Origin of the sequence: Limosilactobacillus sp., from assembly GCF_051873075.1 — a bacterium.
In the GTDB taxonomy this organism is placed as follows: Bacteria; Bacillota; Bacilli; order Lactobacillales; family Lactobacillaceae; genus Limosilactobacillus.
On record NZ_JBJEEM010000037.1, the window covers coordinates 1 to 16,683 of the forward strand.

The window sequence follows — 16,683 nt, forward strand, 5'->3', positions numbered from 1 at the left end:
GACCACATGCAAGGCCTCTACCTCGGTGGTGTTTGGTTCCCTGACAAGACCCGTGTTGGTTGGTGGAAGAATGGTTACCCGAAGTACTTCGGTAAGATGATCAACGCTGTCAACTTCATGAAGCTGGTTATCAAGGTTAACGGCGAACAACTGGACCTGGCCAAGCAAACGCCAAAGGACTTCAAGCTGGACCTCGACATGAAGCGCGGGGTACTGGAACGTGAATTCACCGTTGAAATCGGCGGCACGACGATGTACTTCAACTTCGAACGGTTCGTCAGTGCTACCCAAAAGGAATTGGTTGGTCAACGTCTCCACATCAAGAACCGGGGCAACAGTGATGCCAAGGTTGAAATCACCAGCATGATTGATGCCGACGTTTACAACGAAGATTCCAACTATGATGAACAATTCTGGAACGTCCTCAACAAGAGCGCTGAGGGTGAACACGCCGAATTGACTTCTATGACCAAGAAGAACGACTTCGGCACGCCACAATTCATCGTTGGCATGAAGACCACCACTAAGACCAACCTGGATCACGAAGGCGACGGGACCAGCGACAAGACTGCCTACAACACCTTTGCCGGAACGGTTGCTGCTGGTAAGGAAGTCAACTTCGAAAAGCGGAGTCTGACGGTTACTTCCCGGGACTTCGATACCGAAGAAGCAATTGAAAAGCACCTCGACGAATTAAGCGCCAAGCTCGACAACGAGAGCTTTGACGACCTGCTTGACCCACACGTCCAAGAATGGGCTGAACGGTGGAAGAAGTCCGATGTTGAAATCGACGGTGACGAAGGGGCTCAACAAGGGATTCGTTTCAACCTCTTCCAACTCTTCTCAACTTACTACGGTAACGACTACCGGCTGAACATTTCACCAAAGGGCTTCACTGGTGAAAAATACGGTGGTGCTACTTACTGGGATACCGAAGCTTACTGTATTCCAGTTTACCTGGGGGTTGCTAACCCAGAAATCGCTCGTAACCTGCTGATGTACCGTTACAAGCAGCTCGACGGTGCCTTCATTAACGCCAAGGAACAAGGCCTTAAGGGTGCCCTGTTCCCAATGGTTACCTTCAACGGGATTGAATGTCACAACGAATGGGAAATCACCTTCGAAGAAATTCACCGTAACGGTGACATTGCTTACGCCATCTACCTCTACACGAAGTACACCGGCGACAAGTCCTACGTTCTGAACGAAGGGGCCGAAGTTCTGACCGAAATCTCACGGTTCTGGGCTGATCGGGTACACTACTCACAAAACAAGAACAAGTACATGCTGCACGGGGTAACTGGTCCGGACGAATACGACAACAACGTTAACAACGACTGGTACACCAACCTGCTTTGCCGGTGGACTTTGAAGTACACCCTGGAAATCCTCAAGGAAGTTGACGACAAGGTTGCTAAGAAGCTGAACGTCTCCGAAGACGAAAAGCGGCAATGGCAAGCAATCGTCGACAACATGTACCTGCCATACGACAAGGAACGCGACATCTTCCCAGAAAACGACGGCTTCATGGACAAGGACCTCAAGCCGGTTGCCGACATTCCAAGCGACCAACTGCCAATCAACCAACACTGGTCATGGGATAAGATCCTGCGGTCACCATACGTTAAGCAGGGTGACGTTATCCAGGGTCTCTGGGACTTCATCGACGACTTTACTAAGGAACAAAAGAAGCACAACTTCGACTTCTACGAACAATACACCGTTCACGAATCAAGTCTGTCCGCTTCCGTCTACTCCATCATCGCGGCTGACCTGGGCTACGAAGATAAGGCCGTTGAGATGTACGAACGGTCCGCTCGACTTGATCTGGACAACTACAACAACGATACCGTCGATGGCCTGCACATCACTTCCATGACTGGTTCATGGCTTGATATCGTTCAAGGGTTCGCTGGTATGCGGGTTCGTGATGGCCAACTCCACTACGCACCATTCCTGCCAAAGAAGTGGGACTCCTACCAATTCCGTCAAATGTTCCGTGGCCGGATCCTGAAGGTTAAGGTTGACAAGCACGGTACCAAGATTAACTTGGTATCCGGTGACCCAATCACCATTGACCTTGCTGGCAAGAAGCTCGAATTAAAGTAATTACGGGGGCAGACAGAGAATGAAGTTTGAAGATCTTAAAGGTTTTGCTTTTGACCTTGACGGTGTGATTGCCGACACAGCCCGTTTCCACGGCCAGGCATGGCACCAACTCGCTGACAAGGTGGGTACTGAATGGACGCCTGAGCTGGCTGACAGCCTGAAGGGAGTCAGCCGGATGGACTCCTTGGAATTGATCCTGAAGGCCGGTGGCCACGAAAATGACTATAGTCAAGATGAGAAGGTTGCCCTGGCAACGGAGAAGAACGACAACTACATCAAGCTAGTTGAAACGCTGACTCCGGCCGACATCCTGCCGGGGATGAAGGAACTGCTGGACGAACTGAAGGCCAACCACTACCACATCGTTTTGGCCTCTGCTTCCAAGAACGCCCCTAAGGTTCTCAAGTACCTGCAAATCACTGACTACTTTGAAGGAATCGTTGACCCGGCTAAGCTGACGCACGGTAAGCCGGATCCAGAGATCTACAGCGAAGCAGCTAAACTGATGAACCTGCCTGCTAACCAGGTTGCTGGTCTGGAAGATGCCCAGGCTGGGATCGAATCAATCAACCGGGCCGGTGAAACTTCGATCGGCTTTGGTTCATCATTGAAGGATGCCGATGTAAAGTTCGCTCACACTGGTGATGTTTCATTGGCAGCCATTAAGGAACAAATGGACAATTAACAATAACAAATGACTCTCATACTACAACCGATCAATCTTTGGTCATTTGTTTCTTAAAAAAACGCGCCCCTAGCAATCGTGCTGGGGGCGCGTTTTTGTCGGTGCGGTCGGCGGGACTGGTGCAATTATCAGTAATTAAGACTACAATTAAGTTAATCATCTATACAAAAGGAGTGGGATTTAATGGCTGAATTAAAGAATATCAACTCACCACTACGGTTGAACAACGGGGTGACGATCCCTTGTGTTGGTTACGGCACCTTTAGGACGCCGGCAGATGTCGCCGAACAGGCGGTGGCCGACGCGATTGAAGTGGGCTATCGGCTGATCGACACGGCCGCGGTCTACGGCAATGAAGCGGCGGCTGGCCAAGGGATCCGTGATTCTGGCATCGACCGGCACCGGCTGTTTGTCACCAGCAAGCTCTGGAACACGGAGCGGGGCTATGAGTCGACCAAGCAGGCCCTCGATGAGACCCTGAAGAAGATGAAGCTGGACTACCTGGACCTCTACCTGATTCACTGGCCAGCCAACCAGAAGCAGTTTGGCGACCGGGCCAGTGAAATCAACGCCGAAACCTGGCGGGCCATGGAAGAGGCCTACCACGAGGGTAAGATTCGGGCGTTAGGCTTGAGCAACTTCATGCCCCACCACGTCATTGACCTGATGAAGACGGCCACGGTAGCCCCGGCCGTTGACCAGATTGAGGTTCACCCGGGCTGGCCGCACACTCAGGAGATCAAGTACCTACAGGCACACAACGTCTTGGTTGAGGCCTGGGGACCATTGGGCGGTCAGGGTGCTAAGGTGCTGACCAACCCTACTATGGAGAAGCTGGCCAAGAAGTATGGCAAGACGACCGCCCAGATCAGTCTGCGCTGGATCCTTCAACAGGGCGTCCTGCCATTGCCAAAATCAGTTCATCCCGACCGGATGGTGCAAAACACCCAGCTGTTTGACTTTGAGCTGAGTGATGAGGATATGAAGACGATCAGTGAACTGCCGAACCTTGGTGGCCAATGCAAGGACCCGGACGAGGTTGATTACTAGCCAGAATTCGGTAAACAATTAAGGGATCGCGACTGAAATGGTCACGATCCCTTATTTTTTAGCCGTGAGAAGCGGGTATAATGTCCTTATATACTATTAGAAAGAAGCAAGTTCATGAAGCAGATTTTAACGGAAATAAAACGGGATACCCGGCACTTCTGCCGAAACTGGTGGGCCTATCTGACCCTCTTTGTCAGTGTGGACCTGGCGATTCAGCTGGTTGCCATCCCGCTTTTTCGCATGGTGACCACCTACGTCCTCCAGGCGGGGGCAATTCCGTTTGTTTCCTATCAAAACATTGTGACCATCGTTAGCCAACACCCGCTCGTCGTGGTGGCCCTCCTGGTGGAACTAGCCATCCTCCTTTTAGTGGTTTACTGGCAGTTTGCCATCATTCTCCTCGGCGTCCGCGACATTCAGGCCGGTACAATCGGGGTGCGGCAATTGCTAAAGGAGAGTGGTCAGGCGCTACGGCAGCTGCGGGCCTCCTCGCTGCTGATTTTACTAGGCTACTTTGTCCTGGTGATTCCGTTTGCCGATCTCGTTTTTCGGACCCCGTTGCTGTCAAAGATCCAGATTCCGGCCTTCATCCTTGACTACCTGACCCGCAATGCGTTTTTGCTGACGGGCCTGTTCGTCTTCTACGGGCTGATGATTGTGCTCGGGGTGCGCTTCCTCTTAGCTTTACCGTTGATGGTGTATTGCAAGCAGCGGCCACGCGTTGCCCTGGCTAATAGTTGGCGGCAGACTAGTCACGGACAGTGGTGGATGTTGGTTGCCCGAATCCTAGTGATCGGTTTGGTCGCCGGGATGGTTATGGTCCTCTTCTACGGGCTGATGTGTGGCTTGCAGGTTGTCATGGATTTATTACCCGGGAAATTATCGCTGACAACGGCGGTCGTCAACCTTACCCTGGTCCAATTGGGGAGTGAGTGCCTGGCTGTTTGGACCGGAGTAATAACAATCATGACCCTTGCTCGGCCGCTCAGTGATGCCATTTTTCCCGCTCCAGAAGCCTTTAGGAGCAGCCGGGGACTCAAATGCGCCCTGGTGGTGGCCGGCTTGCTGCTCGTCCTGGTGACGGTGGTTAACAGTGGCTTTTATCTGACGACGCGAAGTCACCGCCCCGTTACGATTTCTCACCGGGGCGTGGCCGAGGAAAACGGGGTGCAGAACACGATTCCGGCGCTTGAGAAGACCCATCGCCTTCATCCTGATTACGTTGAAATGGATGTCCACGAGACTAAGGATCACCAGTTTGTTGTCATGCATGATGAAAATCTTAAGGAGTTAGCGGGCGTCGATAAGGCCCCGTACCAGTTGACCCTCCGGCAGCTGACACATTTGACGGTCCGCGAGAACGGCTACCGGGCCAAAATTGCCAGCTTCGACGACTACCTGAAGGCGGCCGATCGCCTTCATCAAAAGCTCTTGGTTGAGATCAAGACCACCCCGCACGATTCGCGGGGGATGCTGACCCGGTTTAGCAACCGTTATGCCAAGAACTTAGAGCAACATGGCGATCAGGTCCAATCCTTAGACTACCGGGTGGTGACCGGGGTACAGAAGCGGGCACCGCAGCTAGCGGTTATCTACATCCAACCCTACAACTTCACCTACCCAAACACCGGGGCGGACGGCTACTCGATGGAGTATTCAACCCTGACGGATGACTTTATCAGCCTGGCCCACTTGCAGCACAAACTGGTCTATTCCTGGACGGTGAATGAGCGGCCGGTCATGATGCAGGAGATGTATAATAACGTTGACGGGATCATCACCGATAACCTAGCCGACCTCAATGGCGCCATCAAAGCATACGAGCAGAATCAGTCCTACGCGCGGCGGCTCCTCAACTACATCATGGTGGTTCCGGGCAGTCAGGAATTTGAACCATAAGGGGGTAATCAGATGGCGAAAGCAAAAATCTTAGTAACCGGCCTCGTTCCAGACCAAGGATTGAACGAACTAAAACAAACATTTGAGGTCTTTCACGAGCCCGAAATCGAAACGCGTCAATGGATCTTGGCACATCTTGGCGAATATGACGGCCTGTTGCTGGCCGGTACCCGGGCTGACCGGGAGCTGATCGACGCTGGGCGGCGTTTGAAAATCATTACGACGTTTGGGGTCGGGTTTGACCACGTCGATATTGATTACGCTAAGCAGCGGGGGATTATTGTGACAAACTGTCCGCAAAGTGTGCGTGTTCCGACCGCTGAGCTGACGCTGACTTTGCTGCTGGCCACGGTTCGTCGTCTGCATTTCTATGACCATGAGCTTAGACTTGGCAACTGGGTCAACGTTGCCCAGCCGGCCAATATGGGAACGAGCCTCCAGGGGAAAACCCTGGGGGTTTACGGAATGGGCCGGATTGGCGCGACGGTGGCCCGCTTCTGTCGGATGCTGGGGATGCAGATAATCTACAACAATCGGCACCGGGTCGCACCCGAATTGGAAGCTGAACTTGCGGCCCGCTACGTCGACTTTACAACCCTGGTTAAGGAAGCCGATGTCTTGACCCTGCATGCCCCGGCCACCCCCGCCACCACGGCCGTTTTCGATGCGGTGGCTTTTGAACAGATGAAAGACTCGGCTTACTTGATTAACACGGCCCGCGGGGCGCTGGTTAACCAGGATGACCTGATCCAGGCCCTTGAAGAACACCAAATCGCCGGGGCCGGCTTGGACGTCTTTGAAGACGAGCCCGTCGTTCCGGAAGCTTTGACTAAACTGGACAACGTGGTGCTGTCGCCGCACGTCGGCAGTGGGACGATGGACGCCCGGGTGGCGATGGCCCATGAGGCGGCAAACAACCTGATCGCCTGCCTGCGCGATGGCCGTCCCGTGAACCAGGTGAATAAATAGAAATAGCCGAAAAAAATAGGCCTCAGGCAACTGCCTGAGACCTATTTTGCGTGTGGGGCGGGTGGGCACCCGCTGATTAATAGTCACCGTTTAAAATCGAGTTCTTGACGATCACGTAGTCAACTTTGCGGATGGATTCCAGATCGCGGCCCCCGGCGTAGGAGATGGAGGATTGCAGGTCTTCCTTCATCTCACGCAGGGTATCCTTAATTGAACCGCGGAACGGGACCAGCATCTGCTTGCCTTCGACGTTGCGGTAAGCACCCTTCTGGACCTCGGAGGCCGAACCCCAGTACTGCTTATACCGCTTGCCATCGATGGTGATGACGTGACCTGGTGATTCCAGGTGGCCGGCCAGCATTGAGCCGATCATGACCATTGATGCACCGAAGCGGACGGACTTGGCGATATCACCGTTGTGGCGAATCCCCCCGTCGGCGATGATTGGCTTCCGTGCGGCCTTGGCGCATAACCGGATGGCTGCCAGCTGCCAGCCCCCGGTACCAAAACCGGTCTTGAGCTTGGTGATGCAGGCCTTGCCGGGGCCCACCCCGACCTTGGTAGCATCGGCCCCGGCGTTCTCGAGGTCCCGGACCGCCTCGGGGGTAGCGACGTTCCCGGCAGTGACGAAGCTTTCTGGCAGTTTTTCCTTGATGTACTTGATCATCTTGATGACAAAATCCGAATGACCGTGAGCAACATCAATCGTAATGTATTCCGGATCCAAATGTTCGGCTTTTAATTGATCGATGAAGTCGTATTCGGCATCCTTAATTCCCACCGAAATGGAGGCAAACAGGCCCCGGTCATGCATTCGCTTGACGAAACCGGTCCGGTCTGCTGGCTCGAAACGGTGCATTACGTAGTAGTAGCCGTTTTGCGCTAACCATACGGCTAGATCCTCGTTGATGACACTCTCCATATTGGCGGGAACGACAGGAATCTTGAACGTCCGGGGACCGAACTTAACACTAGTGTCGGCTTCCCGGCGACTCTTGATAACGCACTTGTTAGGGATTAGTTGTATATCATCATAATCGAACGTTTGCACAAGAATAGCTCCTTTTTGTCATAGAATTACCGTATGCTATTATGCACTTCTCCCTAATCGGCGTCAACTAAAAGCTGGATTATTATTTATTCTCATTGAAAAATAGTTCGGAAAAGATGTTGACGACGGGGATGTTTTCCGGTAGGATAAGTAAGTAAAAGCGTTTTTTACGAAATTAAACGATGAGGTGAATAATAAATGTCATCAGTTGTAATTGTTGGTAGTCAATGGGGCGATGAAGGAAAGGGGAAGATGACCGATTACCTCAGCCAGGATGCGGACGTTGTTGTTCGTTCCCAGGGTGGTAACAACGCCGGTCACACCATTGCCTTCGATGGAAAGAAGTTTGCCTTGCGCCTGGTTCCTTCCGGTATTTTTGGTAAGGACAAGTTGGCCGTTATTGGGAACGGCGTGGTTATTAATCCGCCTGCTCTCTTAAAGGAGCTCCACTATCTGCAAGACAATGGAATCGATGTTTCAGGTCTCCGCATCTCCAGTCGGTCCCATATCACTTTCCCATACCACATCCTGCTCGACAAGTGCCAGGAAGAGGCTAAGGGTGACCACAAGGTTGGTACCACCAAGAACGGGATCGGCCCAACTTACATGGACAAGGTTTCCCGGGTTGGTATTCGGATGTGTGACCTGCTAGAAAAGGATACCTTTAAGGTTAAGCTGCAACGCAACCTTGCTGAAAAGAATGAATTGTTCACCAAGCTTTACCATGTTGACCCAATCAACTTCGATGACATCTTCGAGAGTTACTATGAATATGGTCAAGAGCTGAAGAAGTACGTTACCGACACGTCCCGGATCGTCAACGATGCCCTGGATCAGGGCAAGAAGGTCCTCTTTGAAGGGGCCCAGGGGGTAATGCTGGACGTCGACCAAGGAACCTACCCATACGTTACGGCTTCCAACCCAATCGCTGGGGGTGTCTGCACCGGGGTCGGGGTTGGTCCTAACAAGATCAACACGGTTGTCGGTATTTGCAAGGCCTACTCCACTCGTGTCGGTGCTGGCCCATTCCCAACGGAACTGACTGATACGATCGGTGACCAAATTCGGGAAACCGGTCACGAATACGGAACGGTTACTGGCCGTCCACGGCGGGTTGGCTGGTTCGACAGCGTTGCCATGCGGCACGCACGGCGGGTATCCGGTTTGTCCTGCCTCAGCTTGAACCTGCTGGACGTTCTGACTGGTCTGAAGACTGTCAAGATCTGTACTTCCTACAAGCTTGACGGCAAGCAGATCGATTACTACCCAGCTAGTTTGAAGGAACTGGACCGTTGCGAACCAGTTTATGAAGAACTGCCGGGTTGGGACGAAGACATCACCGGGGTCAAGAAGTTCGAGGACCTGCCAATCAACGCGCAGAACTACCTGAAGCGGGTCAGCGAATTGTCTGATACGCCACTGGCCACGGTTTCTGTCGGTGCGGACCGGATCCAGACGATCATTATTAAGAACCCATGGGAACTTTAATTCAATACGGATGATATAAAAAGGCGGGGGGCCCAGTGCCATCCCGCCTTTTTGGCGTGGTACAATTAAGAAAAAAGATGGGGTGAACGATAATGGCATTAACGATAACCGTGGTGCGGCAGTACCTTGACTGGCCGCTGGGGCAGACAATCAATCAGGAAGATCTCAAGCAGCAGCTGGGGGTTCACGCAACGGGTAACGATGGTGCAGACTTGACGGACAAGGTCCTGCTCAACCTCACCCAGGTCAACGTCAACCAGCAGGGGGAGTACCCGGTAGTTCTGAGCGTGATGGATGCCACCGGCCAAACCGCCCAGACGAGCGTCACGCTTGACGTCCGGCCATTACGAACCCAGTCGCCGACACCGGCTCAACAACCGCAAAACACAGTTACGCCGAAGAAACACCGCGGCTGGCTCTGGGGACTGATCGCGGTCATTGTAATTATTTGCCTGGTGTGGGGATGGACAAGCCACCGGCGTCAGCAACAGGACCAAGCGGCTAACAATGCCCAGCAGAGCAGTCAGATTGCCGACAACTCAAGCAGCGTGGCCAAGCTGAGTGGGGACAACCGGAAGCTGGCCAACCAGGTTGCGGAACTCCGGGGGGCCGTTAAGCAGTACCAGCACGATAAGGATCAGGAAGCTTTGAATCAGCGCCTGGACAAGATCGAAAGCCAAAACCAGCAGTTAGGCAGTCAGGTGAGCGACACCACCCAGAACCGTTTGAACCAGGTTACCAACGTGGTTGAACAGGTTCGTCAAGACCCGGACAACGGGGTCCAGATCGTCAACGACCTGAAGAACGAGAGCGGTTTTAAGGACATTTGGAACAACATCACCACCATGGTCCAGGGCTGGATGGACAAGTTTGCGGAGTAGCGATGATTGACAGGGTCAGTTTTGACCCGTAAAATAAATATAATTACCTTTAAGTGGTTCAGCGAGGCCGCTAAGGGGCGGTAGAAAGTTGGCGGCTCTTCTTTAGTGGTAATTAAGGAAGGGCCGCTTTATTGAAATAGAAGAGGAGTGGCAAAATGGCACATGAAGTTGTTGATGGTTCAAGCATGCAACGGGCGCTGACCCGAATTACGTACGAGATTATTGAGCAGAACAAGGGGGTCGAAAACCTGGTCTTTGTCGGCATCAAGACCCGGGGCGTCTACCTTGCTAAGCGGTTAGCCAAGCGGCTTAATCAATTGGAAAACGTCAATGTTCCAGTGGCGGCCCTGGACGTTTCTCTTTACCGGGATGATCGGCATGTGCCTGATCCGCACCGTGAACCCACGGTCAAAACCGACCAGTTGGACGTCGACATTACCGACAAACACGTAATCTTGGTCGATGATGTCCTCTTCACCGGTCGGACGGTGCGGGCGGCCCTGGATGCCTTAATGGACATGGGCCGGCCTAAGCGAATTTCTTTGGCGGTGTTGGTTGATCGGGGTCACCGGGAATTGCCAATTCGGCCGGACTTTGTCGGAAAGAACATTCCGACAGCCATGAACGAGACGGTTCACGTGGCCGTTGAAGAATACGACGGTCATGAAGACGTCACAATTGACCACAACTAATAAATAGAAAATGCCCGCTAGGGATTAGGTGAAAATTCACCCGATTCCTGGTGGGCATTTTTAAATTATTTAGTACTCAACGCGGCTATTTCTTCCAATATCGGGCCCTTGTCAGCAGGTCACGGGAGCGCTGGTCGGCGGGACGATAACCCTTGTTGAAGAGGTGCTTGAAGTACATCATGTTGTAGAAAAAGCCAAATGCGATTGATGGCCACGGGAACTCCAGCAGCCAGTTCAAACCGAAGAACATTGCCACGAGAACATAGTCGAGGTCTAAGACAATCATCAGGATAAAGTTGTAGTAATCTCCCCGGAAGAGTGCCGGAATCGGCCCAAACCAGAGGGTCGTCCACGAGAAGCCAACCTTGGCAATCCGGAGGTCCCCCTGGTCGTTAACAATTTTGGCATAGTTTGGCGGCAAGGGGAGATTGTTGAGGTTAAACGGGTTTTGGTCATTATCGTTATTATTACCAAATGGGTTTTGCATGTCTCTTCCACTTCTTTCTATATAATAATGATGATAACACAATCGTTCCCATCCTCCCATACATCGAGTCGTCAGTATTGATAAAAGTATGATAAACTCAGTTTGTAATACAAGAAAAGGGGAATGTCTAATGCTATTTTTCTTAAATGACGGCATTCAGGAAAATAAGTCTGGGATTGAGCACGCTCAGATGAAGCGGCTAAAATTGTTCAAGCAGTTTGAGCAGCCAGCGATGATTGTCACTCGGCAGTATTCAAACGAGCTGCACCTGGTGACCAAGCATGCTGGGATCGCCGATGCAGACTTTGTGAACCTGTTTGATTACTTCCAAAACGCCCGAGTTATCCCGCAAAAAGACGTGACAATTAAGGATATTCAAATTGATCCACACTGGCAGCGGCAGGCAGACGGCATCAACTATTCCTACTCACGAAACGGCCACCGGATCCTATACGTACGGCGGCGCAATGATGCAAAGAAGCACGTTATCAACCTGCAGTACTTCGACCACTATGGAAAGCTCCTTAATGTTAAGTGGTATGATGTGCGGGGCTTTATTTCCGTAGAGCAAGTATATGATTGGCAGGGCAATATTACAACTGAGAACTACTTTCGCCCGGACGGCAAGCTGGTCTTGCAGCTGGCCCACATGAAGGACAAACGGGGCCAAAAGGTTGATACTTATCACTTGTTTGACTACCAGGGCCAGGACTTCCAGTTTACCGGCTTGGATGAGCTGACCAGTTTCTTCTTGGATCAGCTGGTTACCGATCGGGAAATCTGTGGCGCGGGTCCGGTGGGGATGATTGTCGACCGGGTCTTTGAGGTTGGCTGGTCAGTCCTCCACATGAAACACCGGGTGGCCCGTTACATGCAACTGCACAATGACCACGTCAATAATAATGATGACATCCTGCACTCAACCCTGAACTACAATTACGAGTGGGGATTGCGCCACATTCAGGACTGGGACGGGGTGATCGCCCTGACTCCCCAGCAAGAGGATGATTTGAAGGCCCGCTTTGGCAAGTTTGGGGTCCCGATCTTCCGCGTGCCGGGGCCGATCGTGCCCGCTGCCGTGTTAGATAAGCCCCACGTCCCATTTGCCAAGCGGACGAAGAACCAGGTGGTAATGGTGGCCCGGCTGTCCCCCGAAAAGCAGCAGGACCAGCTGCTGAAGGCTTGGCCGCAGGTGCTGGCGAACGTTCCCACTGCCAAGCTGGACTTCTGGGGTTATGCCAATGATAACTTTGACCAGAAGCTCAAGAAGATCGTTACCGAAGAGCAGATCGGCAAGTCAGTGACCTTCCATGGCTACACTACCGACGTCAATGCGGTCTATGAGGATGCCCAGCTCTTGATCCTGCCTAGCCGGGTAGAAGGGTTGCCGCTTTCCTTGGTTGAAGCCCAGTCCCATGGGTTGCCGATCATTGCCAACGACATTAAATACGGACCGGCCGACGTGGTCATTAACGGTCAAGACGGTTTGTTGACCAAGAACGGTGACATTGACGGCCTGGCCAAAGCGATCGTTTCCCTGCTGACCGATCAAGAAGGGTTGGAAAAGATGAGCGCCCACGCCTATGAGGATAGCCGCCGCTATTCTGAGCCCAACGTGATGAAGCTTTGGCAGGGGATTATCGATGACATGAATGAAAAGGAGGACCAATAGTGTTTTTCTTTGTAAATCAATACTTACTGAGCAGCAATTCAAGTGTCGAACACGCGGAAATCAAGCGGCTGAAGCTCTTTGCCAAAAACGGCGTGGCGGCCAAGCTGGTTACCCGTGACTTTGACCCAGTTCTTCACCATACCCTGCCGCGCTTTGGCCTCAAGGACACGCAGCTGGTCAACATGTACGACTTCTTTGCCAATACCACGGACTACCAGGGCCAGCCGCTGCACACCGCGGACCTCCACCTGCCCTTTGACTACCAGGTCGGCACGGGGAACAATTCCCGGGAGGTCAAGGATGGCCAGCGATTGGTTGGTGAGGTCTTCTTTGCCGGGGGCACCGTCGGGGAGGTCAATCGGGTCGACTGGTATGACCCGGCTGGCAACTTGACCCTGCGTGAGCGTTACGACCTACGGGGATTCAAGGCCGTTGACCAGTTCTTTGGCCAGGACGGGCAGATGTATTTTGAACGCTACTACCGGCCGAACGGCACCATGTACATGGAACGCTACTACGTCCAGTCTGTTCAAAACACCCCGATCAATTCCTTAAACGTCCTGCGGAACTACCAAGGCCAAGACTACTACTTTGATAACCTCGACGACCTGTTTGTCTTCTTCTTAAACGAGCTGAACAAGAGCACCAACACGCCGAACGCCTTCATCGCCGACCGGCCCGCGATCGCAATCCAGCCGGTGCTGCAGGTGGACAACGCCAAGAAGTACCTGTGGTTGCCGATTAACCACGTTGATGACGGACAAAACCTGTTGAACGGCCCGGTCAATGGAATGTTGCAAGGACCATTCACCAGTGAATTGAAGAAGTGGGACGGCATTATCGTAATGACTGACCAGCAGGCCCGTAACCTGCGTCATCGGCTGGGAGAGGCTGTGCCGATCATGCCGATCAACGGTACGCCCGTCAGCCAGCCTGAAAACCGGGTAGCGATGAGCGCGCGGACGCCGGGTCAGCTGATCTACGTTGGCCGGCTGGGTGAAGACAAGCAGATCAGCCAGCTGCTGACGATGTTCGCCGCCATCCACCAGCAGGTACCGACGAGCCGGCTGACACTGTACGGGTATGGCCCGGCCGAGGATGTGAAGCGGTACAAGGACCAGGTCAAGCAGGCCGGGATTGCCGGCTTTGTTAATTTTGTCGGCTACCAGGTGGGCTTGGACCAGGTATATGACCAGGCGCAATTGTTTGTCGATGCCAGCCGCATCGATGCCCAGCCGTTGGCGATGGGCGAGGCCCTAAGCCATGGGGTGCCGGTAGTGACCTATGATTACCTGTATGGCCCGGCCAGCATGATTGAGTCTGGAGTTAATGGGGAATTGATCCCGTTAAATGACCAGAAGAAGTTCGTGAGTGCAGCGGTGCGGTTGCTTAAAGATGCCCAGGAGTTGCAAAAGTTGAGCACGGGGGCCTATAACCACCTTGATGCGCTCAGCGACACGACGACCTGGCAGCAGTGGGCGCCAGTTGTGGGCAATAATTGATATTTATAACGAGACTGGGGAAGACCCGGCCTTTTTTGGATAAAAAGGGGTTTTAGCGATGAAAAACAATCATTGGTGGAAAAACGCGGTCGTTTATCAGATCTATCCCAAAAGCTTCCAGGATAGCAATGGCGACGGGATCGGCGACCTGCAAGGGATCATCAGCCGGCTGGATTACCTGCAGAAGCTCGGGGTCGATATCCTCTGGCTCAACCCGATTTACGAGTCCCCGCAAGTCGACAACGGCTACGACATCAGTAACTACCGGGCGATCAACCCGACGCTGGGGACGCTGGCCGACTTTGACCAGCTCCTGGCCGCGGTCCACCAGCGGGGGATGAAGCTGGTCATGGACCTGGTCGTCAACCACACTTCCGACCAGCACCAGTGGTTTGTCGAGGCTAAGAAGGGCAAGGACAATCCCTACCGTGATTTCTACATCTGGCGGGACGGCCAGGACGGCCACGCTCCTAACAACTGGGGATCATACTTCTCCGGCCCGGCCTGGAAGTACGACCCGGCGAGCGACCAGTACTATCTCCATCTTTTTGCCCCAGAGCAGCCAGACCTTAACTGGGAGAATCCCCAGGTCCGGCAGACGGTCTACCAGATGATGAACTGGTGGGCCGACAAGGGGGTCGATGGCTTCCGGATGGACGTTATCAACCTGATCTCTAAACCGGCCGGACTGCCCGATGGTCCCCGGAGTGCTGACGAGAAATACGCCAGTGTGGAGGGCCTCGTGCCCAACGGTCCCCGCGTTCATGAATTCCTACGGGAGATGAACCGGCACGTCATGAGCAAGCATAAGATGATTACGGTGGGCGAGACGCCCAACGTCACCCCAATGGATGCCAAACGTTACGCGGACCTGCACAACCAGGAGCTCAACATGGTCTTCCAATTTGAGCACATGAACCTGGATGCTAACCCCAACCCGGCCCTTGGCAAGTGGAATGACCAGAAGCCTAAGCTGGCGGATCTCCGTGCTAACCTGACCAAGTGGCAGACTGAACTTATGGGGACGGCCTGGAATTCGCTTTATTGGAACAACCACGACCAGCCCCGGGTCGTTTCCCGCTTCGGGGATGATTCGACGGAGGACTACCGGGTCAAGTCGGCCAAGATGCTGGCGACGATGATCCACTTCATGCAGGGGACCCCCTACATCTACGAGGGCGAGGAGATTGGGATGACTAACGCGGGCTTCACCAAGTTGAGCGACTACGTGGATCTGGAGTCGATCAACGCCTATCACCAGCTGGTGGATGACCAGGGGCTGGTTGATCCGGCGACAATGCTGAAGTACCTGGCGCTGCATTCGCGGGACAATGCCCGGACACCGATGCAGTGGGACGCCAGTGCCAATGCTGGATTTTCCAACCACCAGCCATGGGAGAAGGTCACGGCCAACTACCGGCGGATCAACGTGGCCCAGGCCTTGGATGATCCGGACTCGATTTTCTACTACTACCAGCAATTGATCGCGTTCCGTCATACCATGCCGGTGATTACTGATGGTGACTATGCCCTGGTAGCTGGCAATGAGGATGATCCGGCCGTCTATGCCTACACCCGCCGCGACCCTGCGACGACCCTGCTGGTGATCTTAAACTATACCGATCAGGCGGTCACCCGGCACTACGAATTGCCGGCGACGGCCAGCCTCCTGATCAGCAACTACCAGGATGATCAGGGGACTACCCTGCGTCCCTACGAGGCCAAGGTCTACCAATACTAAGAATAAGAAAAGGGATCGTGACAGACGGTTAGGTTTGTCACGATCCCTTTTGGGTATTTGGTTGGTGCGCTACTCCCAGTATCCTTCGTACTTTCGTGAGGCCGCGGTGTTGGCGTCGGTTACCAATGTTGTTGGATTGGTGGAGTCAGGGTGTTCCTTTTGGAAGGTGAAACGGGGCTGGGAATCTCCCGCCGCCAGATCGACCGTCGTCACCAGGCCAGAGAAGAACCATTCATCGGCAAAGTTGATGTGGTAATTAATCCCGCCCTTGTTGACGGTCAAAACAGCCGTGCTGAGGTCGTCCTCCTTGGCAAAGCCCTGGTCGGGGGTGTGCCGGACGTGGCGCGGCTGCACGGTGGTGCCGAAGAACTTGACGCCATCCCCGCTTTTCAGCTTGAGGTGGGTTACAAACCATTGACTGGCCGCATCCGTGATAACGAGCTTCATCGAACAACAC

14 protein-coding genes are annotated in these 16,683 nt (G+C 53.4%); 11 read left to right on the plus strand and 3 right to left on the minus strand.

The window, feature by feature from the left end:
- The 5 genes from ACI31J_RS04790 to ACI31J_RS04810 all read left to right on the plus strand — a co-directional run.
- Positions 1 to 2,109: glycoside hydrolase family 65 protein (locus ACI31J_RS04790; protein WP_439773297.1), on the plus strand; the 2,109-nt coding region annotated here is incomplete at its 5' end.
- A 19-nt stretch (positions 2,110 to 2,128) separates the two neighbouring features.
- Entirely contained in the window at positions 2,129 to 2,794 is a 666-nt protein-coding gene (gene pgmB, locus ACI31J_RS04795) for a beta-phosphoglucomutase (protein ID WP_439773298.1), read from the plus strand.
- Between the two features lie 183 nt (positions 2,795 to 2,977).
- A complete protein-coding gene (locus tag ACI31J_RS04800) occupies positions 2,978 to 3,844 on the plus strand; it encodes an aldo/keto reductase (RefSeq protein ID WP_439773299.1) in 867 nt (288 codons plus the stop codon).
- A gap of 114 nt (positions 3,845 to 3,958) precedes the next feature.
- Complete coding sequence (locus tag ACI31J_RS04805; protein ID WP_439773300.1) at positions 3,959 to 5,743, plus strand: glycerophosphoryl diester phosphodiesterase membrane domain-containing protein; 1,785 nt, start codon at positions 3,959 to 3,961, stop codon at positions 5,741 to 5,743.
- 12 nt (positions 5,744 to 5,755) lie between these two features.
- Complete coding sequence (locus ACI31J_RS04810) at positions 5,756 to 6,712, plus strand: NAD(P)-dependent oxidoreductase (protein WP_439773301.1); 957 nt, start codon at positions 5,756 to 5,758, stop codon at positions 6,710 to 6,712.
- 76 nt (positions 6,713 to 6,788) lie between these two features.
- Here the strand turns inward: ACI31J_RS04810 and ACI31J_RS04815 are convergent, their stop codons facing one another.
- Positions 6,789 to 7,763: a GMP reductase gene (locus ACI31J_RS04815; protein ID WP_439773302.1), complete on the minus strand. Its 975-nt coding sequence runs from the start codon at positions 7,761 to 7,763 to the stop codon at positions 6,789 to 6,791.
- Positions 7,764 to 7,961: 198 nt separating this feature from the next.
- On the opposite strand from ACI31J_RS04815, the gene ACI31J_RS04820 reads away from it, so the two are divergent.
- From ACI31J_RS04820 to pyrR, 3 genes are all read left to right on the plus strand, one after another.
- Positions 7,962 to 9,251 carry an adenylosuccinate synthase gene (locus ACI31J_RS04820; protein ID WP_439773303.1) on the plus strand — a complete coding sequence of 430 codons (1,290 nt, stop codon included), beginning with the start codon at positions 7,962 to 7,964 and terminating at the stop codon, positions 9,249 to 9,251.
- A gap of 92 nt (positions 9,252 to 9,343) precedes the next feature.
- Positions 9,344 to 10,132 (plus strand): hypothetical protein, encoded by a 789-nt coding sequence (locus ACI31J_RS04825; RefSeq protein ID WP_439773304.1) that lies wholly within the window; start codon positions 9,344 to 9,346, stop codon positions 10,130 to 10,132.
- A 155-nt stretch (positions 10,133 to 10,287) separates the two neighbouring features.
- On the plus strand, positions 10,288 to 10,824 hold the full coding sequence (gene pyrR, locus ACI31J_RS04830) for a bifunctional pyr operon transcriptional regulator/uracil phosphoribosyltransferase PyrR (protein ID WP_439773305.1): 537 nt from the start codon (positions 10,288 to 10,290) through the stop codon (positions 10,822 to 10,824).
- A gap of 85 nt (positions 10,825 to 10,909) precedes the next feature.
- Here the strand turns inward: pyrR and ACI31J_RS04835 are convergent, their stop codons facing one another.
- A complete protein-coding gene (locus tag ACI31J_RS04835) occupies positions 10,910 to 11,311 on the minus strand; it encodes a hypothetical protein (protein WP_439773306.1) in 402 nt (133 codons plus the stop codon).
- Between the two features lie 130 nt (positions 11,312 to 11,441).
- Here ACI31J_RS04835 and ACI31J_RS04840 point away from each other — a divergent pair, with 130 nt between their 5' ends.
- From ACI31J_RS04840 to ACI31J_RS04850, 3 genes are read left to right on the plus strand one after another with little or no spacing between them, the layout of a single operon-like run.
- Positions 11,442 to 12,983, plus strand: coding sequence for a glycosyltransferase (locus ACI31J_RS04840; protein ID WP_439773307.1), 1,542 nt, complete (start codon positions 11,442 to 11,444; stop codon positions 12,981 to 12,983).
- Entirely contained in the window at positions 12,983 to 14,485 is a 1,503-nt protein-coding gene (locus ACI31J_RS04845) for a glycosyltransferase (protein WP_439773308.1), read from the plus strand. Before ACI31J_RS04840 ends, ACI31J_RS04845 begins: the two co-directional genes overlap by 1 nt.
- A 58-nt stretch (positions 14,486 to 14,543) precedes the next feature.
- Entirely contained in the window at positions 14,544 to 16,226 is a 1,683-nt protein-coding gene (locus ACI31J_RS04850; RefSeq protein ID WP_439773309.1) for a glycoside hydrolase family 13 protein, read from the plus strand.
- 69 nt (positions 16,227 to 16,295) lie between these two features.
- Here ACI31J_RS04850 and ACI31J_RS04855 read toward each other — a convergent pair whose 3' ends face one another.
- A complete protein-coding gene (locus tag ACI31J_RS04855; RefSeq protein ID WP_439773310.1) occupies positions 16,296 to 16,673 on the minus strand; it encodes a HesB/YadR/YfhF family protein in 378 nt (125 codons plus the stop codon).
- Positions 16,674 to 16,683: the final 10 nt, after the last annotated feature.

Excerpts from the sequence above, each read along its gene's own strand:
- pgmB (WP_439773298.1), top strand. The coding sequence starts at position 2,129 with ATGAAGTTTGAAGATCTTAAAGGTTTTGCTTTTGACCTTGACGGTGTG.
- ACI31J_RS04800 (WP_439773299.1), top strand. The coding sequence starts at position 2,978 with ATGGCTGAATTAAAGAATATCAACTCACCACTACGGTTGAACAACGGG.
- ACI31J_RS04805 (WP_439773300.1), top strand. The coding sequence starts at position 3,959 with ATGAAGCAGATTTTAACGGAAATAAAACGGGATACCCGGCACTTCTGC.
- ACI31J_RS04810 (WP_439773301.1), top strand. The coding sequence starts at position 5,756 with ATGGCGAAAGCAAAAATCTTAGTAACCGGCCTCGTTCCAGACCAAGGA.
- ACI31J_RS04820 (WP_439773303.1), top strand. The coding sequence starts at position 7,962 with ATGTCATCAGTTGTAATTGTTGGTAGTCAATGGGGCGATGAAGGAAAG.
- ACI31J_RS04825 (WP_439773304.1), top strand. The coding sequence starts at position 9,344 with ATGGCATTAACGATAACCGTGGTGCGGCAGTACCTTGACTGGCCGCTG.
- pyrR (WP_439773305.1), top strand. The coding sequence starts at position 10,288 with ATGGCACATGAAGTTGTTGATGGTTCAAGCATGCAACGGGCGCTGACC.
- ACI31J_RS04835 (WP_439773306.1), bottom strand. The coding sequence starts at position 11,311 with ATGCAAAACCCATTTGGTAATAATAACGATAATGACCAAAACCCGTTT.
- ACI31J_RS04840 (WP_439773307.1), top strand. The coding sequence starts at position 11,442 with ATGCTATTTTTCTTAAATGACGGCATTCAGGAAAATAAGTCTGGGATT.
- ACI31J_RS04850 (WP_439773309.1), top strand. The coding sequence starts at position 14,544 with ATGAAAAACAATCATTGGTGGAAAAACGCGGTCGTTTATCAGATCTAT.
- ACI31J_RS04855 (WP_439773310.1), bottom strand. The coding sequence starts at position 16,673 with ATGAAGCTCGTTATCACGGATGCGGCCAGTCAATGGTTTGTAACCCAC.